Below are 25,409 nucleotides of genomic sequence, written 5' to 3' on the forward strand. Positions count from 1 at the left end.
TAAATTTAAAACTTTTCAAGTTTAAAATTAAATGTATTTGGTACATCTTTTAAAAGATTTACTTCTTTTTCAATTTCACCATATTTAACTTTAATTGTTTTTGAACTTTCAGACTTTAATGTTAACTCTTTTAGGTTACCATTGTTCCAGGAAATATCAATGGTAATATTCCCACGAGCTTTTAAACCTTTTATAGTCCCATTTTTCCAATTATTTGGCAAAGCTGGTAAAATTCGTAAAAAACCTTCGTGTGATTGTAATAACGCTTCAGCAACTCCAGCTGTAAAACCAAAATTCCCATCTATTTGAAATGGAGGGTGAACGTCTAATAAGTTACCATATAGAGAGCGTTGCATAAATAAATTGATATTTTCTTCAACTGCATTTTTATCTAGTAATCGAGCAAAAAAGTTGATAATCCAAGCTCTGCTCCAACCAGGACCAGCGCCTCCATTATCCAATCTAAATTGAATGGTTTTTTTTGCTGCCTCAAATAATTCAGGATTTTCACTTGTAATATCGTCTCCAGGGTGTAGTGCGTATAAATGAGATATATGACGATGTCCTTTTTCAGGTTCTTCATATTCTCTATCCCATTCCATCAATCTGCCATCTGATCCAATTTTAATTCCAGAATGTAATTTGGCTCTTTTTTGTTTTATATTTTTAGTGAATTCATCATTTATTCCTAATATTTTAGCAGATTCTAATGCATTGTCAAATACTTCTGCAATAATTTGATGTCCCATTGCATTTCCATTTGAAACAGCCGCAGGTTTTCCATCTGATGCTAAGTATGAATTTTCAGGAGAAGTTTCAGGTGTTGAAATTAATGTTTGATCTCTTTTATCTAAAACCAACCAATCTGCATAAAATTCAGCATAAGATTTTATTGCAGGATAAGCTCTTTCACGCAAAAAAATGGTGTCTTGGGTAAATCTAAAATGTTCCCAATAGTGCTGAGCAATCCAACCTCCACCATGAATCCATGAACCCCAATATGGTTTTGCAGCTCGCATCCACGGCGCTCCCCATAAATCTGTGGTGTGATGAGCAACTGTTCCGTTCATTCCATATTGCTCTTTTGCTAAAATTTTACCTCTTTCAATCAATCTATCTGTTAAATCAAATAAAGGCTCGTGGCATTCACTTAAATTAGTAACGTCAGCCAGCCAATAGTTCATTTGTAAATTGATATTTAAATGATAATCAGCGTTCCAAGGTGCATTAATATGTTCATTCCAAATGCCTTGTAAATTTGCTGGATTTGTATTTGGACGAGAACTTGAAATTAATAAATAGCGACCGTAATCAAAAAGTTTTTTTGATAAATCTATGTCTTCTTTTCCTTCTTTAACTAATGTTAATCGTTCATTTGTTGGTAAAGTATCTAATTCGTGATGTCCTAAATCTAGTGTTGTTCTATTGAACAAATTTTGATAATCCTTTATATGATTATTTAGAATCTCGTCGTAACTTTTAGTATTTAATTTATGAAGTGCTTCTGTATTTTTTTCTTCATAATTATCGAAATAAAATGAAGTATTACAAATAATATAAATGGTAGCGTCTTTTACATTTTCTAAAGATAAACCCCCATCAATTGGCTGGATAGTTCCAGAATTATTTTGAACTTGTAAAACGGTTTCAAATTTAACACCGTGGTCAACTTCAACAGGAATGGAATGTACCATTCCGTCATATTGAGTTACCATTCCGTTCATTTTAATGGTGTTATTTGTTGGCGTTGAAACTACAACAGTTTTATGGCCTTTATTATCTGGTCTGTTTAATTTTAAGTTGTAGTTCAATCCATCTGGATTTGTAGTAGAAATTTTTATTACTAAAACATCATCAACTGCAGATGAAAACACTTTTTGGGAAACATCAAATCCATCTACTTTATAAGTTGTCTGGGCAAAAGAATTACTTAAGTTTAATTCTCTTTTATAATTTGAAGGTTTTTTTTTATCGAAATTTATAAATAAATCTCCCATTGTTTGATGCGACCTTGCAACCCATTTATATGAAAATCGTTCAACTATTAAACTGTCTGCCAAATGAACATTTCCAGTTTTTATAAAGTTTCTTATTTCAGCCAAATCTGCTGGAGTTCCTTTTGAATTTCCCCATTCTGGACCACCAGACCACATAGAATCTTCGTTTAATTGAATGCGCTCATTTATTGGGTTTCCAAAAACCATCGCACCTAAACGACCGTTTCCAACTGGTAAAGCATTGTCCCAATTTTCAGCAGGAGAAGTGTACCATAAAATTTGTTCAGGTATTAAATTCCTTTGTTCTATGATTGTTTTTTTACAACCATAGAACAACATAAATAAGGCCGGTATAAAAATTTTAAAAAGTATTCTCATTTAATTATGGTAGTTAAAAATAATAAACCAATTTTAATTTAAACCTTCTAAAAGCGCTTCTAAAGCTTGTGTATCAAAAACAGTATTGTCATTTCTATTAAAAATTCCACTTGCAAGATTCCCGATACCACCATTGTCCCAATAAAAAGGTAGCATTCCATTTACTTTAGCTTGTTTTACAACATACTTTAAAAAATAGGCTCTTGAATTTAAATGCAATGTTAAATCATCTCCGGTTAAAGTAGTTCTTCTTGTAGCATCAAATTCACCCAAAATAACAGGGATATTATTGTCTACAAATTGGTTTTTCATCAATTTAAAATAGGCATCTAATTCACTTTCTTCACCCCAAGTTGCATTGCGTTCTGGATCAGTTGTTGAATGGTAATCTGCTCCCCAATAATATGCCATTTTACCCCAGCTAGCATCTTCTTCCAAACCGCAAAATTGCCAAGGTGTATAATAATGCACTTCAACCATCATGCGATTAGAAGCAGTATCAATTGGCAATGTTGTCATTAAATTATTCGTTTTTTCAATATCAGTAGAAGGTCCTTGAATAACTAAAGTACGATACGCATTTTTACCGCCAGTGGATCTAACTGCGTCAATAAAGGTTTGATGATACGATGTTAATACATCCATTTGAGTTGAATCATCAACATTTGGCTCATTTGTACCAGCAAATAATAAATGCTCATCAAAGTCTCTAAAATGAGTAGCTATTTGCTCCCAAAAGGCTTTTTGTTTGTAATTATTTTCTTCTTGTTTGGCTTCAGTAACATTATTTTCAAGCCAGCCACCATCCCAGTGAATGTTCACTAAAACGTACATATCATTATCAACACAATATTCAATCACTTCTTTCACTCTTTCAAGCCATTCAGTTTTTATTTCTGCTGTTGAACTATTTGAAAGATATTGATTCCAAGAACAAGGAATTCGAATTGCATTAAAACCATTTTGTTTAACTAAATCTATTAATTCCTTTGTAATTTTTGGATTTCCCCAAGATGTTTCACTTCCTGAAGCCTCTAATGAGTTTCCAACATTCCAACCTAAAGATATTTTTGCTGCAAGTTCTGTTGCTGAACTACTCATACCTGTTGCATCAGCAGGAATAGGATTCGTATTGTAGCTTGGGTATAAACTTTCATAAGCCGCTTCACCAGTTTTTTGTGTTACAGTAATTTTTACTGCAGATACTTTGTTTGCGCTTATTGTAATAGTAGAAGTTCGTTCTTCACCAGTATTTTCTAAGGCAGTTATTTTAACAACCGAACTTCCTTTAATTCCAGATGTTTTACTTAATTCTATCCAACTAGTACTTGAACTGCTAATAGTATAATTATCTACATTTGTTGTAATTGTAATATCATAGCTACTTTTTTCTTTTTCAAATTCAATACTGTTGGCACTAACTTCAAGAGTTAGTACAATAGTTGGATCAATAACTTTGTTCGGTTCAGAGGTTTCTTTTGAACAAGATCTTAAACCAACTAGTATAAAAAAAGTAAAAATTAATTGTTTAATAAATAGTTTCATATTATTTAATAGTTACAGAAATTTCTTTTAAAATGTTTCTTGATGAATTTCCAATTTTTAAATTATAAGTGCCAGTTTCTACAATCCATTCCTTTTTTTCTATGTTATAATATGCTAATTCTTTTACAGGTAATTGAATTGTAACTTTTTCGGAAGTACCACTTTTAACAAATACTTTTTTGAATCCTTTTAATTCTTTAGCAGCTTTTTCAACTGAAGAAGTCGGGTTTGAGACATATAATTGAGCAACTTCCTTTCCATCAACATTTCCAGTATTTTTTATAGTAAAGGTAACCTCAATTGAATCATTTGAAGAATAGCTTTCTTGATTTGTTTTTAAATCTAAAATTTCAAAATTGGTATAGGACAAACCGTACCCGAATGGGTAGAAAGGTTCAATATTTTTAGTGTCAAACCAACGATATCCTACTAAAATACCTTCTTTATATTCTACTGTTTCATCACCTGGAAAACTGTTTGTTGCGTGTGCAGGAGAATCTTCAATGTTTTTAGGCATTGTCCAAGGTAATTTACCTGAAGGATTTACAGTTCCCATTAAAACATCAGCCAAGGCGTTTCCACCTTCAGAGCCGTTAAACCAACTCCAAACTAGGGTAGAGGCATTTTTTTCTACATCTTGAAGGTCAAATGGAGCACCAGCTATCATAACCACAATTGTATTTGGATTTATGGCTATTACTTTTTTAATTAATTCTTCTTGACCGAAAGGTAATTTTAGATCTCGGCGATCAGATGCTTCCGTTTCATAATCACGGTTAGAACCTGCAAAGATAATTGCCATATCAGAGTTTTTGGCAGCAATTAAGGCTTCTTCTAATATATTTTGGTCTAATTGGTTTACAGTGGTAGGTCCGTGTAAAGTAACTTCTTCCTTTTGGTCATTTTCATTTTTAGAATATCTTTCTAAATAACCCTCAGCATAATTAATTTTAATATTTTCTGGAAGCCTATTTTTAAGTCCTTCTAAAGGAGTAACCTCTCTTTTTGTTTTTACTCCTGCTCCAAATCCACCTAAAGCGTTTTTCTTTTTAGCATTGTTTCCTATAACTGCAATTGACTTAATATTATTTAATTTTAAGGGTAATGTATTTTTCTCGTTTTTTAACAATACTACAGATTCTGCAGCAATATCATAAGCATCTTTGTAGTGTGCTTCTGTTGCAATACTTCCTTTAACTCTATCATCGCCTGTTATCGCTTTAACTTGATATAATACGTGTAAAATTCGTTTAACGTGTTTATTAATTTCTTCTTCTGAAATTTCTCCAGCTTTAGCAGCTGCAATTAATTTATCAGCTAAAAAGAATTCGTTAAATGGTTTTGGTGTTCCCATTTCAATGTCCAATCCGTTTTTTAACGATTTTACTGTTGAATGAACCGCAGCCCAATCAGAAACAACCACTCCTTTAAATCCCCATTCATCTCTCAATACTTTGTTAAGCATATAATCATTTTCACATAAATAATCACCTCTAAATTTATTATAGGCTCCCATAACACTATGTGCATTTCCTTCTGTAATTGCGGCTTTAAAAGCTGGTAAATATATTTCTCTTAATGTTCTTTCATCTGTTATAACATCAACAGTTCCACGATTTGTTTCCTGATTGTTAACAGCAAAATGTTTTACACAAACCATAACATCATTATCCTGTACGCCAACAATAAATGGAACAGAAAGTTTTTTATTTAAAAAAGGATCTTCTGTAAAATACTCGTAAGTACGCCCTCCAAGTGGGGTTCTAATAATATTGATTGCAGGTGAAAGTAACATGTCTTTTTCACGAGCACGTGCTTCTTGTCCAACACTATTTCCTAATGTATAAGATAATTCTGGATTCCAAGTGGCGGCTAAACCACCGGCTGCAGGATAATAGGTAGCAAAGTCATTATCCCAACCCGCATTAGCCCAACTATTTCTTGAGATTTCTTCTCGAATTCCTAATGGCCCATCTGCCATTTTTAGTTCTGGGATTCCTAAACGTTCAACACCACCAGAGGTAAACATGCTGTTACCATGAAGCATTCCTATTTTTTCTTCAATAGTCATTAATGAAATTAAACTGTCAATTTCACTTTCGTTTTTTAAAGAAATAGTATCTGAAGAATTTGCTAATTCTTTAGCTTTTTTAGATTCTTGGTTACACGAAATGATTAACAATAGGGTTAATAAGAGCGTAATATTTTTAACAGAATTTCTCATTTTATTTCTAATTTAGTTTTATATTTTTTTTAATTTTTATATTGTTTGATGCACTTCCAATTTGCAATTGAATGTTTTCTTTTTCCAATTCAAATTGTTGATTTTTAGTATTCCAGTATTTCAAATCAGCTGCATTTAATGGAATAGTTACATTTACTTTTTTTCCTGCTTCAATAAAAACTCGCTTAAATCCTTTTAGCTCTATTATTGGTCTTTGAATGCTAGAATTTAAATGTTTAATATACAATTGAATAACTTCATCTCCATCTATTTTACCAGTATTCTTAATATCAACGGAAATACTAATTTTTTCATTATTTGAAATACTTTTTTTAGTTAATTTTAAATTTGAATATTCAAAATTTGTATAGCTTAATCCAAAACCAAAAGAGTATAAAGGATCTTTTTTGGAATACATATAAGTTCTTCCTTTTGTTATGTCATAATCTAAAAAATCTGGTAAATCTGTAATAGATTTAACCCAGGTTTGGGTTAATCTACCTGCGGGATTGTAATCTCCAAACAGCACATCAGCCAATGCATTTCCTAATTCCTGACTATTATGAGTTAAATGCACAATTGCAGGGACGTTTTCTTGAGTCCAGTTTATAGCATAAGGAAAACTACTAATTAAACCTACAATGGTTTTAGAGTTTGCCTGATACACTAATTTTATTAAATCTTCTTCTTCCAAGGTCAACGATTCTCTATCAACAGCTTCTTTTCCATTACTTGGTTTTGGACATTTTGCCCAACCAGCATCGCAAGTAGGATGATTACCAACTAAAACAATTACAACATCAGCTTTTTTTGCATATTCCACGGCTTTACCATCAGTATTGTTTGGCGTGAATAAAATTTCAACGTTATCTCCAACTTTGTTTTTAATTCCTTCCAGAGCCGAAATTGTATAAGGAGGCGTTCCGCTATACCAATCTAAAAAAACATTGCTTGCGTTGTTTCCAATAACGGCAATGGTTTTAATTTTTTCTTTATTTAGTGGTAATAATTTTTTATCATTTTTTAATAGTACAATTGATTTTTGAGTAGCTAATAGGGCTAAATCTTTATGTTTTTGAGTTAGCCAAGGATCAATAGAATCATCTTTTCCAATTTGACTGAATGGATTTTTTTCTTCGGAATCTAGCATTCCAAGTTTAATCATTATACGGTAAACACCTTTTAACTTTAAATCAATATCGGATTCTGTTAAATAACCATTAGACAAAGCACCATAAACACCTTCTGTATGATCATCTAAAAATTGATTGATACCTGCTTTAATAGTTGCCGCAGCTCCTAAATATTTATCTGCATAATACTTATGGTCGCTTAATAAAAGTCTATAAGCACCGCCATCAGTACAAATAATTCCATTTTGACCCCATTCTTTTTGAGTAATATCTTTTAGCATTGGATGCACCATTGCTGGTATTCCATTTACTTTATTATAAGCAGCCATATACGCTCTAGAACCTCCTTTTGTAACTCCCATTTTAAATGGAAGTGCATAATACTCTCTCCATAATCGTTCACTGAATTCAGAATTTGTATAAGTTCTTCCATTTTCATTACTATTTGCTAAAAAGTGCTTCATTAAAGAAGCTGTTTGCCAATAATTGGGATTATTACCTTGCAATCCTTTTATAAATGCAACCGTTAAACTTCCTGTTAAAAATGCGTCTTCACCATAACTTTCTTCTGTTCGTCCCCACCTAGGATCACGAGCTAAATCTGCGTTTGGAGCTCTAACAACCAATCCACCTCTATTGTATTTTTGAAAAGCATATCGAGTTTCATAACCTTCAACTTCAGCTACTTTTTGTAACAGTTCAGTATCCCAGGTTTCACCTAATCCATAAGCTTGTGGAAACATAGTTGTTGGCATTGGTTCATTATTTTTCCCACCCCAATGTGCTGGACCACCTAAAGCCAAACCGTGCAATCCTTCAACATGTCCTGTACCTTTAACACCTAAACGAGGAACTTCTGGATTTGTACTTAAAGCTTTTACTTTTTCATCAATTGTCATTAATGAAAGTAAGTTTGAGATTCGTGTTTCAACATCTAATTCTTGATTTTGAAAAGAATGTTCAGTATTTTGAGCAGATAGTTTAATAGCTGCAATTAAAATTAAGATATAACTGAAAACGGTTTTCATATTTTATTTTACCAATTTTTATTTATAATTATTGTTTAATGAAATTGAATAAAAAAACATCATTTTCATTCATATTAATATCCTTAACATAAATTCCTTTTGAATCTATTTTTAGAGTTTCTGAAATAATTGGCGTTCCATTATTTTGCTGCTTTAGCTTATTTACTTGTTGTTTTGTAAGCTGATTAGGTTTATCCATTGCTAAATAGTCGGAATAAACGTCATTCACTTTATAACCAACTTTGTATATTTCTAATGTGTATTTCCCTTTTTTTAAACCAGTAACTTCTAATTTAACTATGCCTTTGGATTGTGCAGGTAAATCTTTTAAATAGTAGGTCTGATTAAGTTCAGAATCTCCAGGATGCGTATTTGTAAAATCCCAGAAAAGTAACTGTATGTCACCATTGGATTTTTTGCTAGCCCAAGAAGATGTATCTGTTTTTTTAAGTTCTGTTTTACCCAATTTGTTCATTAAATAATAGGAGAAATAAGCTGGTTTTTTAATTCCTTGAGTGTTCAACAATCCAAAACCACCGTGAAAAGGAGTAAATCTTGGACCAGCTTCTTCAAAAATATCAGTAAAAACCCAATAAGACATAGAGTTAGCAGCATCGCCGACTTGCTTTAATTTTTGAAGAATATAAGCAGCAGAATGATAACTATCGTGAATAGGATCTGCAGGTGTGTATGAAGAGCTCCATTCTGTATAATGTAATTCTAAATTAGGTTTTGCTGAATTTGAAATTTGTTTACGAGAATTTATAACATCACCACTTACGCTTGCTTCATCTTTATTTAAGATAGTTCCAGAAGTTCCAAATTCATCTAAATAACCATGTTTTACACCATATGTATGGGTTGAAATAAAATCAATAGGAACGTTAGAATTCTCGCAAAATTCAATAGTTTCAGGAACCCAAGCAGCTCCAGCAGTTGCAGGTCCGCCTACTTTGTATGCTGAATTTACATTTTTTATAGCTTTTGTTGTATATTCATACAATTTAAAATATTCTTCCTGAGTACCAGTCCAAAATCCAGGAGTTAGGTTGGGTTCATTCCAAACTTCAAAATACCAAGATTTAACTTCTTCAGCTCCATACCGTTCTGTAAAATGAGTAGTTAAGTTGCTAATTAAGTCGGCCCATTTTTTATAATCTTTAGGCGGAGTTACATTTCCTTTCCACCAAAAAATAGTTTCAGGACCACTTGCTAAAGCAGATGGCATAAAACCTAATTCAACAAAAGGTTTCATGTTGATACTTAAGATAAAATCATACAAGGCATCAATATATTGATAATTATAGTTTGGATTTCCTTTTTCATCCTCACTATAAACACCCATATCATCAGATAATAAACCATGCATTCTAATGTATTTAAAATCGCATTCGTTCTTTACCATAGTTAATTGTTGCTGCCAATCTGCTCGTAAACCTTCATTTGCTCTTCCTGCTCCAATACATTCATTAAACATAGTGTTTAGGTCGCCAGCAATATTATTGTAATCTATTTTTATTGTTCTATAATAATCGTTTGTTGAAAACGACGTTTGCGATTTTGTTGTTTGAATAAAAAGGCAACTTATAATTGAAATAAAAAATAGACACTGTTTCATTGATTTTTATTTTTAAAACTGAATTTTATAATTTCTTAAAACGTATTGCAGTTCCTCCACCTTCACTAAGATTAATTTTTAAGATATCAGATGATTTTACTTCTTTAGATGTTATAGCTACTTTCGTTGCGTTTTTATTCCAAGTTGTGCCAATTTCATCAGCATATATTTGAGCTTCATATGTTACATCTTTATCAAGAAAAGATAAATCAATATGAAAAGATCTACTTTCTTCATTAGTTAAACTTCCTAAATACCAGTCATCACTGTATTTATCTTTTCTAACGGTTGTAATATATTCTCCAATTTCAGCATTTAAAACTTTGGTATCTTCCCAATCTACAGGTACATCTTGTAAAAACTTAAAAGCAGGGTTTCCATCATAATTTTCTGGTAAATCTGCTAACATTTGAATAGGAGAGTACAAGACAACATATAAAGCAAGTTGTTTTGCTGCAGTTGTATGAACATCTCTGCCTTCATATCCTTGTTTAATTTCAACATCTAAAACACCAGGAGTAAAATCCATAGGCCCGGCAAGAAATCTAGTAAAAGGTAAAATTGCGGTATGGTTTGGGGGATTTCCATCACTCCAGGCATTATATTCCTGACCGCGAGCGCCTTCACGAGCCATCATATTTGGATACGTTCTTCGTTCGCCGGTATCTTTAATTGGTTCGTGGAAATTAACTGTTAATTGATATTTTGCTGCAGTTTCTAAAACTTGCCTGTAATAATTAACTCCAAATTGTCCGTGATGCCATTCTTTCATATTTAATCGTGAACCAACTTGACCAATTTTTACATCGTGGATTCCATTTTTTTGATAAAGTTCCATTCCTTCATCAATTTGAGCTAAATAATTGATGATATTTGAACCTGTTTCGTGATAACCAATAATACTAACTCCTTTAGATTTAGCATATTCTGTAACCTTCTCTAAATCGAAATTATCAGCTTCTTTAGTGAAATTAAATTGATGCATTGCATTTTCATACCAGGCAGGAGTCCAACCTTTATTCCACCCTTCAATTAATAAATGATCAATACCTAGTTTTTCACAATAATCAATATGTTCAAATGCATTTGTAGTAGTTGCTCCTTGAATTGGACTTTCCCAAAAAGAATATTTTCCAATATGCATTCCCCACCAAATTCCTAAATATTTATGTGGTTTTATCCAACTTGTATCTTCGAATTTGTTAGAATCGTTTAAGTTTAAAATTAAATAGGATGTTATTAAATCCCCTGGTGTTTCAGCAATTTGCAAGGTTCTCCAGGGAGTTGTAAAACTGCCATTTGTTTTTACTTTGTCTCCATCTGCCCATGGCACTAAATTACTTTTTAAATTAGTTCCGTTAGTTCTTTCTAAAGTCATACTTGCAAAGTCTTTCAAATTTGCTTCATGAAAACTTATTGAAAGGCCATTTTCACTATTAATAGTCAAAGGAGTATGAACGGTGTCTAAGGTGCTAACAGGCGATTTTGTTGTTAAATATTCATATCTGTTATCTTGATATGCTCCAATCCACCAGGCATCTCCATCGTCTTTTAAATTGAATTGTGTTAACTCATCCATAATAAAAACACTGTCTTTTCCTTGTTCAGGATAAATATATCTAAAAGCAATTCCATCATCAAAAGCTCTGAATTGAACTTCTAAATTTCGCTTGTTTTCAGATTTTTCCTGAAGTAAAACAGATAATTGATTGTAATTATTTTGAATAGATTTTTTCTCTCCCCAAACTTGTTCCCAAGTTTCATCAAAAGAAGTAGTTTCCATTTTAATAACTTCAAAATTTGAACTAAGAGAATCATTATTTTTAAATACAAAACCTAATTTTGAAGGAGAAATTACAGATTTTTCACCATGTGAAACTGAGTAAAAAGGAACCCCATTATTTAATTCAAAAGTGATGTTGTTTTTTGAATTTGGTGAATTTAATTCTTGTGAAACCTTTTTAGGCTGTTGATTACAAGAGATTAACAATAATAGTAGAAATGCTGTTGAAAGTTGCTTTATCATTTTAATTAAAATATAAATTATTTAATAGTTGAAATTTTAAATTTAGTTTTGCTTTCAAGAGGATTTTTAACCAATTCAAATGTGTCTCCTTTTTTTACAACTTCTAAGTTGTATAAGTTACTATCATTTGGAATGTACAATTTACAACTAGCCGTAGTTGCATCAGCAGCAAATACTTTTAATTCTAAAGAGCTCCAATCCATGTCTTTAGTAGATTGAGCCAATTTAATGTGTGGTAAAATAGTTCCATCTTTAACTAGCATAATAATTGGAATATCACCAGCTTTAATAGAATGCCAACCACCTTCATAAACTTTGTCGGTCTGATAATCAATCCATTTTCCTTTTGGTAAATACACATTTCTTTCAGCACCATTTTCAAATAAAGGAGCAACTAAAATATCCGAACCAAATAAGTATTGATCATCTACTAACCAAGATCCAGGATCGTTTGGAAATTCAACAAACATGGCTCTTAACATTGGCAATCCATTTTCTGATGAATGTTTAGCCTGACCATAAATGTATGGCATTAATTGATAACGTAAATTATCCGCATTTCTAAAATCTACTAAAAATTCTTTGCTGTACTCCCAAGGTTCAGTTGGTGGTTCACCGTGACTACGAACGTGTGAAGTCAACATTCCAAATGGAGTCCATCTTCTATATAAATCTTCAGGAGATTTTGTAACAAAACCACCTACATCATGACTCCAAAAAGTAAATCCGGATAAACCAAATGATAAACCTCCTCTTAAAGTTGCTGCCATTGCAGTGTTTGTAGTTGCAGCATCTCCACCCCAATGTAATGGATATCTTTGGCTTCCGGCCCAAGCGCTTCTCGCCCAAATAATAGAGTTTCCTGTAACTTCTTTTGTGATTTCAGAAACCGCTTTGTTATACCTTAGTGGATATAAATTGTGTTCATAAAAACCAGTTTTCCCATTGCTGAATATTCCTGTTGCGGGAGCTGCTTCTCCAAAATCAACTTTTATAACTCCAACACCTTGTTTTAAGAGAGATGCTATTTTATTTTGATACCAAGTTACCGTTTCAGGATTTGTAAAATCTAAAGTAGCATCTTCATAAGGGATATTTCCTTTTCTATCTTTTACAGCTAACCCTTTTTCAATAATTTCATTAAACAACGTATTTCTTGGCGTAAAATAAGGTAATTGCCATAAACAAACGTTAAATCCGTCTTCTTTCATATCAGCAATCATATCAATAGGATCATTGAATCTGTTTTTAGAGAATTCGTAATTACATCTCCAATCTGTTTCAAACCAACCTGTATCAAAATGAATTACATCACTTGGAATTTTATGTTTTCTTAAATTTTTTGCGATTTCTCGTCCTTCTGTTTCAGAAAAATAAGTGATTCTACTCATCCAAAAACCAAACGACCAAAGTGGTGGCATTTCAGCTTTTCCAGTTAAATCGGTGTATTCATCTAAAATATCTTTTGGTTCACCAATAAATACAAATAAATCGGCTTCATCATCACCAATCATCATAGAATTAGCGCCATTAAAATATTTTCCAAAATCAACAGTAATAGGAGTGGAGTGATGCATAAAAACACCGTAACCACGGCTGCTCATATAAAAAGGAATTGGTTTGTACATAGTTTCATTTTGCACACCATTTGCATCATCTGTCCATAAAATAACTTTTTGCCCACGTTTATTAAATTGCGTAAAAGATTCACCACAACCAAATATTTTTTCTTCAGGAGACATAGAAAAAACAGCGTCCATACTTCTTGAATAATCATCTGCTCTACGAACAAATGAAAATGGCGTTACAGGCGTGTACGTGCTTTTAACATCATCTAAATGTAACGTGCTAGTTAATAGTTTTCCTTGAGCATTGTAAATAGAAACGTGCCAAGGTTTTTCTGTAATTACAACAGAACCTTTGCTACTTGTATATTTATGACCTTCGGTGATTTTGGAGTATTTCCATAAATTTCTAGCATCTTTTGCAACACCATTAACTAGCATTAATGATGCTTCTTGTTTTTTAAATTGTGGACCAGATGAAGTTTTTATTCTAATGGTTCTGTCTGAAATAAATTCAATTGAAAATGGTAATTCAGGAGAATCTGCATATTCAGTTGTAGGAAATTCATTTGCAGGAGCAGGTACAAGTCTACTCAGCATATTATCAAAAGCTTGTCTTGTAGCAAAATTGTGACGTAAATATTTTATAGTTCCTTCTCCAGTTTCAGGATTGAATGATGCCAATTCATCAGCTAAATAATAAGTATTTCTAAAATCTTCAAAATCCTTACTAATATCTGGTGGTTCGTTTAAAACGTTTGTATTTTGAAGTTGAGCAGACGCAACGCTTATAAAACCAACGATTGTTAAAAGCGTTAACAGGATTTGTTTATTTAATTTATTTTTCATTTTATGAGATGAACTTTTAATTATTATTTAGACTAATATTTATTGATGATTCTTCTAACCCTTGTGAATTAGCTGAAAGTTTTATAATTCCGTCTGAATTTAGAGATTGTACAATAACCAAACATTTACCGTAAAAGGCATTTCTATTTGAAGCTTTAAATGATGCATGACTTGTAGGATCTCCGTTATCAACACCTACAATTTTTCCTGGGCCGTCAATTGTGAATTCAATATTATTCATTGCATTTGGCACCATTGTACCATTTTTATCTAAAACTGAAACTGTGATAAAAGATAAATCTACACCATCGGGTTTAATGGTGTTTCTATCTGCATTTAAACTTATTTGAGATGCCTCTTCCGCTGTTTTTATTTCTTTTACAAGTACTACTTTGCCGTCTTTTCTAGAAATTGCTTTTAACACACCTTTTTTAAATGGAACTCTCCACATTACGTGCAATTCATCTCCTTCTTTTTTCTTAATTCCTAAAGATTCATTATTTAAAAATAATTCAACTTCATCTGCTTGTGAATAATAAGCCCAAATATCTACGTCATTTCCAACTTTCCAATTCCAATGTGGAAATACGTGAAGAACTGGTTTATCTGTCCACTCACTTTGATACATGTAATAAACATCTTTTGGAAAACCTGCCAAATCAATAACGCCAAAATAAGAACTTCGTGAAGGCCAAACATATGGAGTAGGTTCGCCTAAATAATCAAAACCAGTCCAAATAAACATACCAGAAAGATAATCGTGTTTTTTAATAACTTTCCAAGTTTCTTCGTGGGTTGAACCCCAAGGAGTACTTACTTGATCATAAGATGAAACTGTATTATCGGGATTTCCACCTGTAAAAGCGATATCCCAACGAACCGGCCATCTTTTCAATGTATCTGATTTTTGATCGTAATACCCTCTAGTTTGTAATCCTGATGTTGTTTCAGTAGCTATAAAAGGCGTGTTAGGGAAATTTTGTGGATGATACTCAAATGTTTTATGGGCATAGTTATATCCTATTAAATCTAAAACACCCGAAGCAGCTAATGCATTATAGTTTACGTTGGCTTTGTCGAACTGAATAGTAACATCTTGATTGTCCATGTTTACTGGAGGATTCATTCCAGCAGTGATTAGCCTAGTGGTGTCTAAATTTCTTACAATTGCTTTTAACTCTTTTGCAGTTTCTACACCTTGTTCATTCCATTGTTCTTGAATTTCATTACCTATACTCCAAATAAATACACTAGGATGATTTCTATCTCTTTTTATAAAATCTTCTAAATCCTTTTTATGCCATTCTTTCCAGGTGATAGCATAATCATATTTTGCTTTTGCATTGTTCCAAACATCGAAAGACTCATCCATTACAATAAATCCCATTTTATCACATAAATCTAAAAGTTCAGGTGCGGGTGGATTATGAGCGGTTCTAATACCGTTAACGCCCATTTCTTTTAAGATTTCTAATTGGCGTTCTAATGCTCGAGTGTTAATTGCTGTACCCAATGCTCCTAAATCGTGATGATTACATACCCCTTTTATTTTTACTGATTTGTTGTTTAAAAGGAAGCCTTTATACAAATCAAATTTGAATGTTCTTATCCCGAAAGGAGTTTTATAAGTGTCAACTAATTGGTTGTCAATGTAAACTTCAGAAAGTGCTGTATATAATTGTGGATTTTCAACAGACCATAATTTTGGACTATTAATTTTTAATTCTTCAGAAAAAGTGAGTTCATTTTTAGTTGTGATATTTAAATGATTACTGTTTTCTGTAATTTTTTCATTATTAAAAAGTACTGTTGTTTTTAATACTATGTTTTTCGTTTCGTTATAATTGTTAACTATTGAAGTTTCAATATTAACAGTTGCACTATCTACAGTTACAATAGGAGTTGTAACATAAGTACCCCAATTATTTATGTGAAGTTTATCAGTTTTTACCAACCATACATTTCTATAAATTCCAGAACCGGAATACCAACGTGAATTTGGTTGTTGAGAATTATCTACTTTTACTTTTATCTCATTTTCTTTTTCTCCAAAATTTAAATAAGGAGTAAGATTATATCTAAATCCAATATAACCATTTGGTCTTTTTCCTAAATAGTGATCGTTAATCCAAACCTCACTATTCATATAAACACCATCAAAATCAATATAAAATTCTTTTAGTTTATCAATTTCTTCGACTTTAAAAGTTTTTTTGTACCAACCGATACCACCGGGTAAAGCTCCACCATTATAGGTTGCAGGATGATTTTCATTAAAATCACCTTCAATACTCCAATCGTGAGGTAAATTTAATTGGCACCAAACCGCATCAGTTTGTTCTAAATAGGAACTATCTTTTTTAGCTTCTAAACTAAATAGCCAATTGGAATTAAAATTTTCAACAGTTCTTGTTTCTTGTGATTTATTACACCCAAAGGTTAGGATTAAAATAAGAAAGTACCAAAGCAATTTAGCTTTCATTATATAAGTTTTTAGTCATATTTAACGTAATCAAATAACAATAAATGTAAAACACACATTTATTTATCAAAAGTAAATTATAAAAATGTTTTTACCTAAAATAAATATAGCATTGTATGATACTATTTTTGCTATAATATTTTTTTTAATTAAATATAAACCTTTAGTATTAGTAAATAGTTAATTAATTAAATAAGATTTCTTTTTTAGAACCATCTTTAAAGAAAACAATAACTTTATTAGTTGTAAATTTTAAATCTTTAATAGGGTATAACTCCTTTTTAGTAAATTTTTCACCTGCATTTTTCCAAAGCATTAACGTTATATGGTATTGTGTTTTGTCTTTATTTGGAATATAATTAGTAGTGACATTTAAAACAGTACTTTCATTACTTTCGGGATGCAACCCAACGGAATTAATTATTTCTGTTGTATCCCAACCTAAAACAGGAATCATTGCTAATTGATATTTACCGTTATTAATAATTTTTATTTGGTGTCCTTTAATTATTTTGGAGGTAGTTTTTATTTCCTCATTTAACTTAGGTAAAGCATAGTGGCCTAAGTGCATTAAAACATCATCTGAACTGCTATTTTTATCAACTCTCAAAATACCATTTGGCAAAGGAACATCAGCAAGATTTAGTTTTATATTTTCATTTGTTTCTAAAACGGCATCTCTATAATAAATGCCATTTTCAAATTTTTTGAAGGTGAAAAGGCGCAACGCTTCCCATTGCAGTTGCTTATTTTTAAAAACATAGTTCATTGCTACTTCACCATTTTTACCATCAGCTTGCCAAGGAAAAGAGCTATTATATGACAATCTATTATAATTTTCGGTAGATCTATATTTTTGCCAGTCGTCCTCCACTTTTTCATGGCACCAAGCTCTAATTTCTGAAGCTCCAATATTTGGGTAATCAGTTATTAATATTTCAGATACACCTTGAAATTTATTATAAACATTATCTTTTTTAAATTCTGTTTCCCAAACACCATTGTTTTCAATAGCTTTCCAAAACGGATTTTCATCTGGTACAAGTAGCCCTAAAAAGGCTTTTCCCATCCAAAAAACACTTCCTCTACAACTATAATTTTGAACGGCAGGTTCAAATTCTCCGTAAAATCCTAAGGTTGGAATATTGTCTTTTAAAAAATCGGGGTGTTGTAAAAATTGTTTTATTACACTTGAAGATATTCTCCTCATCCAACCAAAATTTGTATTACTATCATCTTCAAATCCCATTAATGGAAAAGGAACTATTGCTCCAATTCGGTAACTAATGCTGCGTCCCCACATTATCATTTTACCATTTTTTCCAAACATAAAAGGGTAGTTAGATTTTACATTTTTAAAATTCTCTTGAAACTTACTAGCATATTTAGGGTAATATTCTTTTCCAAAAAATTCGGACCATACCATTCCATACATTTGAAAAGCCCACATACTATAATAATCGTATGCTGGATTGTCGTTATACCAACCATTTCCTCTATAATGGTCTAATGATCTTTGAAGATATTCTTCTAATAAAGGTTCATTAACGGCATATCCTTGTTGTTTAAAAAAGCTCATTACAAAAATATTGAAGAACTTCCAGTTAGAAGGTACTGTTGGACCATCAGCATAACTTAACATTGTATTTGCCAATGCATCTTTTTGAGCTTTTGTTAAAGGCTCCCAAAGTACATTTGGAATTACTAATAATGAAACCGCCAATGCTCCAAATTCAACTAAATTTTGACTAATATTTCCATCTATTGCTCTTGGAATTATATACGAATCACTTTCTAGATCAATTAATTTTACAATTTGATGCCGATAGTATTCTGAAACATTGATGTTATTAACTACTAATGCAGGATTTTCTTTTAAAAGTGGAGCAGCAACAAATAATGTTCTACAAAGTCCTTCCAGTTTTTCTGTAGGAATTTCTGATGCTAGATTTGGATACGTTTTTCCAGATTGTTTTGGAAATTTCATAGCATCATCTAATGTGTTTATATAGCTAAAAGCACCATCTAATAAATACAATGCGGCATCTTTCCAATGCTGCTTTGTCATTCCAGTATGCGGACTTATTTTATAATTTGGGTTTTCAACTTCAAAAACCTTCTTTTCAGATTGAGAAAAAACCAATGTATTTATGAGAAATAATAAAACTAAAATCCTAAATTTATACATAAGTTGTTAATTGTCAGTTCTAAATGGAGTTGTTGGTAAATTTTCTTTATTATATAAATTTGCATCATCTGGATTATCGGCCCAGGCGTATCGTACATATAATGGTTTTTCTATAGTTTCATTCCAAACGATTACATTGTTGTTTTCAATAGTAGCTTTTGCCCAAATAAATTTCTTATCGGCTCCTGCAATTGAGAATCCTTTTACATAACCATATTTATCCTTTGTTTGAAGCCCAGATCCAATATTATTAAAACTTACTACAATTTTATTGTCTTTTATTTCCTGACTTTTAAACGTTGGTCCCGAATAAACGATGTTTTGGTTATAAGCAGTTTTTCTGGCTGCCAATGATAATCTATAACCAACATCTTGTTTGTTTTTTGGGTGAATATCTCCAGCTTCACCTAATTCAATAATTACTGCCTCACCAGTATTTGATAATTGTAATGTTTTTGATTGAGATTCTCTTAAAACCGCCCAATTACTTTCAACTGAAGGTTCTTGAGGCTCCATATAATTAGCTAATTGTACCCATAAAAATGGGAAATCTCCAATTTTCCAGTCTTTTCTCCATTGTTTAATCATAGTTGGAAATAACTCACTATATTTTTTAGCTTCTTCCAAGCTATTTGCATTCGATTCTCCTTGATACCAAATTGCTCCTTTAATTGGAAAATTTAGTAATGGATAAATCATTTTATTATATAGTAATGTAGAAATTTGATTTACACCCATATATGGCTTTCTGTAAGAGCCAACTTTAAAAGACCAATTTTTTGCCAATGAACTTGTTCTTTTTGAAGTTTTTACAAATAAATCTGTAGCATCACCATAAATTCCACCACCGCCACCAGTATCGTCAACTCTTATTGCAATTGTATTTATTCCTTGTTTTAAGTTTTTAGCATCAACTTCATAAACACGAGTAGAGCTGTATTCCTGAATAGTTTCACCAACTTTATTTCCATTAATCCATACATAATCTGAATCGTCAATTTTACCAAGACCAAGAGTTATTTTATTTGCGGCCTCATCTTCAGTTAAATTAATGGTGGTTCTGTACCAAGCAAAACCATCTAATCCTTCAAAGCCTTCATACTCCCACATAGCGGGAACTTTAATTTGAATCCAATCACTTTCATCTAGATTTTCTTTAGCCCAAATAGGTTCGTTATTTACAAAACCTTGATCTTCTTCTGTAAGATTTGGAAACACCTTTTTGTAGACATCAACTTGTTTCATAAATTCTGTATCCGATTTCTTTTGAACGTTATCAAAAAAGTCCTTAGCATTTTTAATACCTAAAACTTCGGCACTCATCCAAGGTTCAATTCTACTACCTCCCCATGAAGTGTTAATTAAGCCAATTGGTACATTGCTATTTGATGCTCTTAAATTTTTAGCAAAGAAATATCCAACTGCAGTAAAATCACCTACGTTTTCAGGATTTCCAATATTCCATTCTCCACCAGCTAATTCTTTTTCTGGTGAATTTGCCGAAGATAATGGTACTTTGAAATGCCTTATATTTAAATCGTTTGCGTTTTCAATTTCTGCAATTGCGTTGTTTGAATTTTTAACAATCCATTCCATGTTAGATTGGCCAGAACAAATCCAAACATCACCAATTAAAATATCATTAATTATAATGGTTTCTTTACCTGATTTAATCGTCATTTCTAAAGGACCTCCTTCTTTCATTTTAGGAAGGGTAACTTTCCAAGCTCCTTTTGAATTTGATTTGGTTTTGTAGGATTTATTGTTGAATTTAACAGTTATCTTTTTACCTTTTTTATGTTCTCCCCAAACATTTATATCATGGTTTCTTTGAATAACCATATGGTTGTTAAAAAGTTTGGATACTTTTAATTGTGAAAACATACTTGTACTAACTAATAGTGTTATTAAAACTAGAAGGAGTTTTGTGGCTTTAAATTTCATTTTTCTAAATATTTTAATGCTATTTTTATTTTTTAATTTGGATTTTAAAAGCTAGTTAAAACTCTTTTAATTTTTTATATCTCATTAATGCTTCAACAAAATAATAATCAGCATAAGTTAATGGAACATCTACTTCGCTATTAGCTGGTAAATGACCAACCCCGTGCTTAAGAATAAAATTGGCGTTATTCCCTAAAGCATTGCGATATTGTGGCGAACTTAATGTACGAATTTGAGTTTCTACGGTTTTTAAATATGCTGCTGAATTATTGCTATTTGTATATTCGCTTAACTCTAAAAGAGCTGAGCACATAATTGCTGCAGCCGAAGCATCTCTATAGGTATCTGGTATGTTTGGAGCGTTAAAATCCCAAAACGGAATTTTATCTTCAGGTAAATTAGGGTGGTTAACCATAAATGAAGCAATATTTTCAGCCTGTTTTAAATATGTTGGGTCTTTTGTAAAACGGTACATTAACGTATAACCATACAATCCCCAGGCCTGACCTCTTGCCCAAGCCGATTCATTATTAAACCCTTGTGCTGTATGTTTAAATTCTGCTTGGCCAGAAATCGTATCATAACTTATAACATGATAAGAACTATTGTCTTTTCTGAAATGATTTTTTAAAGTTGTATTAGCATGTGTTATGGCTATATTTTTAAAATTAGGATCATCAAATTTTTCTGAAGACCACATTAATAATTCTAAATTCATCATATTATCAATAATCACTGGATATTGCCAAATATTGTTAGGACCTCCGCTATCCCAAGATTTAATTGCTTTTGTTGTAGTGTTAAAACGTGTTGATAATGATTTTGATGCGTTGAGAATGGCCTCTTTATAAGTATCATCTTTGGTTAATCTATAGGCATTTCCAAAACTGCAATAAATCATAAATCCAACATCGTGGTTATCTGTTGTATACTGCTCATCCTTGACACGTAAAGTGTACTCATGAGCCCATTTTTTAACCTCCTCATTGTTGGAGTATTCATACAAATACCATAAAGTACCTGGAAAAAAACCACTTACCCACCATTTTGACTCACAAGTTTCTAAATTTCCAAAACGATCTGTTGTTTTTGGTAAAAAATTAGGCTTGTCTTTTAGAGATTCAGCCATTTTTAAACTTTGTTGTACGGAAAATTCGAGGGCTTCGTTTACAACAGTTTCCATTGAAATTTTGTCTTTTTTAGTTTCTTTTTTACAAGAAGTAAAAAAAATAAAGATTGAAGCAATTAAAACTGATATTGTTTTTTTGATAATCATTTTGTTCATATTCTATAGTTTCAAGTAGTGGATTGTAAATGTTTTTGTATTTATTTGATTTATAAGAAATAAAAATACTACAGAAAAAAATGATTTCATCATAACAAATATAAAAATTCAAGCTTAGTTTAACTAAACATTTATTGCGTTTAATTAGACTTTTTTTAGCATTTTTAAGATGTGAAAAACCATTTTTATTTTTTTTTAAAAAAACTGATACAATTTTTTAAGGTTTAATCTTTACAAAGTTTTTAACATCTAATAAATCGAAAAAAAAATCAAAAAAAAGTAAATTCAGATTAAGATAAATCATAATTTTAAACAGTATAAAGATAGCATATTTACCTAAACTTATAGTCAACTGCAGATATCATATGCTATATTGATTAAATAATACTAATCATAACTTTTAAGATTAGCCTAATTTTATTGAAACTAAATTAATCTATTATGAAATACTATTTCTTTTCGCTATTTGTATGCTTTTTTTTAAATGTAAATGCTCAAACTATAGCCGATTCGAGTTCTGTTTTTAAAATTAATAATCAGGAGTATTTAGAAATGCGAGGTGCAAATGTAATGTTGGCACATGATTTTTATCCTGAAAGTCATCAAGGAGGTGTAGGACTTATTCAAAACGGAATTAGAGTTGCAACAAATGGAGATTTAAGATTAGAACCAACTCCAGGTCAGTGGCAACCAGTTCCAAAAGTTAGTGAACGCAAGGTTGATTTGGAAACTCAAGAAATTAGTGTTCATATGGAATATCCAGATCCGTCAAAAGATAGAACAGGTTTTAATCCAATTATATATCCCAAATTAAATTTAGGCTATACATTAAAAGTAAAACCATTTGGAAAATCATTTAAAATAATAGTGGATTTAGATGCACCGTTACCTGAAGAATGGGTTGGTAAAGTAGGAATGAATATCGAACTTTTTCCTGGGTATTTATTTGGGAAATCATATTATATGGATGATAATTTTGGTTTGTTTAACCGTCAGGCAAATGGTCCGGGTTATATTGATGCTGATAAGGAATATCAAATTACTCCAATGGCTATTGGTAGAGAATTGGTTGTTGTTCCAGAAGACAGCAAGCAAACATTAAGCATAAAGAATTTAAATGGAGGTAATTTAGAATTAATAGATGGCCGTGCAAAACATAGTAATGGATGGTTTGTTGTAAGATCTATTGTACCAGCTGGTGTTACTAAAAATGCCATTGAATGGTTAATAACTCCAAATGTTGAAGAAAATTTTACATATAGTCCAGTTGTGCAAGTTTCACAAGTAGGGTATCATTCCCAACAATCTAAAATAGCTGTTATAGAAACGGATAAAAATGACATAATTAATAAGCAAGTTAAATTATTAAGAGTAAATAATAAAGGTGGTTTTACTCAAATACTTTCTGAAACTCCAAAAGAATGGGGAGATTTTTTACGCTATAATTATTACCAGTTTGATTTTTCGGAAATTACAGAACCTGGAATGTATGTTGTAAATTATGGAGATTATACAACAAATCCATTTCAAATTAATGACAACGTTTTTAAAAGAGATGTTTGGCAACCAACTTTAGAGTATTTTTTACCAGTTCAAATGTGTCATATGCGTGTAAATGATCGATATAAGGTTTGGCATGGGCGTTGCCATATTGATGATGCGAGAATGGCTCCAACTAATCACAATCATTTTGATGGGTACAAACAAGGTTCAGAAACACTAACAAAATATCAATCTGGAGAACATGTTCCCGGAATAAATGTTGGCGGTTGGCATGATGCTGGAGATTATGATTTAAGAGTTGAATCACAAGCTTCTACGGTTCGAGGTTTGTCGCATATTTATGAAATTTTTAAAGTAGATTATGACAATACGAACATAGACCAAAAAACTAAAACTGTTGAAATGTTGCAACCAGATGGAAAAGCCGATATGTTGCAACAAATTGAGCACGGCGCACTTTCAATAGTTGGTGGTTATAAATCTATGGGGCGTTTTTATAGAGGTATAATTGTACCACATAAAAGACAATATATTTTATTAGGAGATGCAGTATCACATAGTGATAATGAAATTTATTCAAATACTAATAATCCTACAGATTTAGATGTTAAAGCTATTGAAATAGGAGAAAAAGGCGCTCCAGATGATCGCTGGGTGTTTACTGAGGAAAATCCATATAGAGAATTAAATGCTGCTGCTGGATTAGCTGCTGCTGCACGAGTTTTAAAAGATTTTAATGCTGAATTAGCCGCTGATTGTCTTAAAATTGCTGAAGAAATTTGGGAGATAACAAAAACTGAGAATCAATTAATAAAAACGAGTTTAGCCGTTGAATTATTAAAAACTACAAATAACCAAAAATATGCTCAATTTTTAATTGATAATACAGATGCAATTATAGGTAAAATTGAACGAACAGGTTGGGTTGTTGGGCCAGTTTTGAATTTAGTTAACGATAAAAATTTCACCAATAAAGTAAGAACGTCAGTTAAAGAATATTTAATTCAAGTTAAAGAATTAGAAAAGAAAACACCTTATGGAATGCCTTACGAACCAAATATTTGGGGAGCTGGTTGGGGAATTCAAAATTTTGGAGTTCAACAATACTTTTTACATACTAGTTTTCCAGATATTTTTCCAAATACTTATATGTTAAATGCTATGAATTTTGTTTTAGGTGTGCACCCAGGAGTAAATATTTCTTCATTTGCATCAGGTGTTGGATCTAAATCTTTAACCCAAGCTTATGGAATAAATAGAGGAGAAAACTCTTTTATTCCTGGAGGAATAGGATCTGGAACAGCTTTAATTCGTCCTGATTTTCCTGAATTATTAGAATGGCCATTTTTATGGCAGCAAACTGAATATGTTTTAGGAGGAGGAACAACAGATTATATTTTTCTAATTCTAGCTGCAGATCAATTATTCAATAAAAAATGAAAATTATGATTAAAAGATTTTAACATTTTTTCTATCATTCAATCCAATAAGAAAGCTTTTTTATAGTGTTTGTTTGTTATTCTCTAATTTAATTCAATAATACAATTAATTAGTACTTTTTTGTCAAAATTTTACTATTTTGCAATACTATTGTTATCCTTAATGATAGTAATTTAACTCAATAATTATAAATAGAACTTATAT

Annotated in this window: 12 protein-coding genes; 1 reads left to right on the forward strand and 11 read right to left on the reverse strand. The window is 31.4% G+C overall.

What is annotated here, in order from left to right; translation table 11 throughout:
• Positions 1 to 5: 5 nt before the first annotated feature.
• The 11 genes from CHB63_RS00755 to CHB63_RS00805 form a co-directional block, all read right to left on the reverse strand.
• Entirely contained in the window at positions 6 to 2,375 is a 2,370-nt protein-coding gene (locus CHB63_RS00755) for a glycoside hydrolase family 95 protein (RefSeq protein WP_089376527.1), read from the reverse strand.
• A 33-nt stretch (positions 2,376 to 2,408) separates the two neighbouring features.
• Entirely contained in the window at positions 2,409 to 3,920 is a 1,512-nt protein-coding gene (locus CHB63_RS00760; RefSeq protein WP_089376528.1) for a cellulase family glycosylhydrolase, read from the reverse strand.
• Between the two features lies 1 nt (position 3,921).
• Positions 3,922 to 6,144 carry a glycoside hydrolase family 3 C-terminal domain-containing protein gene (locus CHB63_RS00765; RefSeq protein ID WP_089376529.1) on the reverse strand — a complete coding sequence of 741 codons (2,223 nt, stop codon included), beginning with the start codon at positions 6,142 to 6,144 and terminating at the stop codon, positions 3,922 to 3,924.
• 7 nt (positions 6,145 to 6,151) lie between these two features.
• Positions 6,152 to 8,305, reverse strand: a complete 2,154-nt coding sequence (locus CHB63_RS00770) for a glycoside hydrolase family 3 C-terminal domain-containing protein (protein WP_089376530.1) — start codon at positions 8,303 to 8,305, stop codon at positions 6,152 to 6,154.
• A 28-nt stretch (positions 8,306 to 8,333) separates the two neighbouring features.
• Positions 8,334 to 9,923 (reverse strand): GH39 family glycosyl hydrolase, encoded by a 1,590-nt coding sequence (locus tag CHB63_RS00775; RefSeq protein WP_089376531.1) that lies wholly within the window; start codon positions 9,921 to 9,923, stop codon positions 8,334 to 8,336.
• 25 nt (positions 9,924 to 9,948) lie between these two features.
• A complete protein-coding gene (locus tag CHB63_RS00780) occupies positions 9,949 to 11,949 on the reverse strand; it encodes a glycoside hydrolase family 97 protein (RefSeq protein ID WP_089376532.1) in 2,001 nt (666 codons plus the stop codon).
• 17 nt (positions 11,950 to 11,966) lie between these two features.
• Positions 11,967 to 14,363 carry a glycoside hydrolase family 31 protein gene (locus tag CHB63_RS00785; protein WP_089376533.1) on the reverse strand — a complete coding sequence of 799 codons (2,397 nt, stop codon included), beginning with the start codon at positions 14,361 to 14,363 and terminating at the stop codon, positions 11,967 to 11,969.
• Between the two features lie 16 nt (positions 14,364 to 14,379).
• A complete protein-coding gene (galB, locus tag CHB63_RS00790; RefSeq protein ID WP_089376534.1) occupies positions 14,380 to 16,845 on the reverse strand; it encodes a beta-galactosidase GalB in 2,466 nt (821 codons plus the stop codon).
• A 184-nt stretch (positions 16,846 to 17,029) separates the two neighbouring features.
• Positions 17,030 to 19,033: a DUF2264 domain-containing protein gene (locus tag CHB63_RS00795; protein WP_089376535.1), complete on the reverse strand. Its 2,004-nt coding sequence runs from the start codon at positions 19,031 to 19,033 to the stop codon at positions 17,030 to 17,032.
• Between the two features lie 6 nt (positions 19,034 to 19,039).
• A complete protein-coding gene (locus CHB63_RS00800; RefSeq protein ID WP_089376536.1) occupies positions 19,040 to 20,977 on the reverse strand; it encodes a sialate O-acetylesterase in 1,938 nt (645 codons plus the stop codon).
• A 55-nt stretch (positions 20,978 to 21,032) separates the two neighbouring features.
• Positions 21,033 to 22,253, reverse strand: a complete 1,221-nt coding sequence (locus tag CHB63_RS00805) for a glycoside hydrolase family 88 protein (protein ID WP_217898390.1) — start codon at positions 22,251 to 22,253, stop codon at positions 21,033 to 21,035.
• A gap of 450 nt (positions 22,254 to 22,703) precedes the next feature.
• Here CHB63_RS00805 and CHB63_RS00810 point away from each other — a divergent pair, with 450 nt between their 5' ends.
• Positions 22,704 to 25,205: a glycoside hydrolase family 9 protein gene (locus CHB63_RS00810; RefSeq protein ID WP_089376538.1), complete on the forward strand. Its 2,502-nt coding sequence runs from the start codon at positions 22,704 to 22,706 to the stop codon at positions 25,203 to 25,205.
• Positions 25,206 to 25,409 lie beyond the last annotated feature (204 nt).

Source organism: Lutibacter flavus, from assembly GCF_900188355.1.
Classification (GTDB): Bacteria; Bacteroidota; Bacteroidia; order Flavobacteriales; family Flavobacteriaceae; genus Lutibacter; species Lutibacter flavus.

What these genes read in the sequence shown, in the direction of transcription:
- CHB63_RS00755 (WP_089376527.1), bottom strand. Translation starts at nt 2,375, where the DNA reads ATGAGAATACTTTTTAAAATTTTTATACCGGCCTTATTTATGTTGTTC.
- CHB63_RS00760 (WP_089376528.1), bottom strand. Translation starts at nt 3,920, where the DNA reads ATGAAACTATTTATTAAACAATTAATTTTTACTTTTTTTATACTAGTT.
- CHB63_RS00765 (WP_089376529.1), bottom strand. Translation starts at nt 6,144, where the DNA reads ATGAGAAATTCTGTTAAAAATATTACGCTCTTATTAACCCTATTGTTA.
- CHB63_RS00770 (WP_089376530.1), bottom strand. Translation starts at nt 8,305, where the DNA reads ATGAAAACCGTTTTCAGTTATATCTTAATTTTAATTGCAGCTATTAAA.
- CHB63_RS00775 (WP_089376531.1), bottom strand. Translation starts at nt 9,923, where the DNA reads ATGAAACAGTGTCTATTTTTTATTTCAATTATAAGTTGCCTTTTTATT.
- CHB63_RS00780 (WP_089376532.1), bottom strand. Translation starts at nt 11,949, where the DNA reads ATGATAAAGCAACTTTCAACAGCATTTCTACTATTATTGTTAATCTCT.
- CHB63_RS00785 (WP_089376533.1), bottom strand. Translation starts at nt 14,363, where the DNA reads ATGAAAAATAAATTAAATAAACAAATCCTGTTAACGCTTTTAACAATC.
- galB (WP_089376534.1), bottom strand. Translation starts at nt 16,845, where the DNA reads ATGAAAGCTAAATTGCTTTGGTACTTTCTTATTTTAATCCTAACCTTT.
- CHB63_RS00795 (WP_089376535.1), bottom strand. Translation starts at nt 19,033, where the DNA reads ATGTATAAATTTAGGATTTTAGTTTTATTATTTCTCATAAATACATTG.
- CHB63_RS00800 (WP_089376536.1), bottom strand. Translation starts at nt 20,977, where the DNA reads ATGAAATTTAAAGCCACAAAACTCCTTCTAGTTTTAATAACACTATTA.
- CHB63_RS00805 (WP_217898390.1), bottom strand. Translation starts at nt 22,253, where the DNA reads ATGATTATCAAAAAAACAATATCAGTTTTAATTGCTTCAATCTTTATT.
- CHB63_RS00810 (WP_089376538.1), top strand. Translation starts at nt 22,704, where the DNA reads ATGAAATACTATTTCTTTTCGCTATTTGTATGCTTTTTTTTAAATGTA.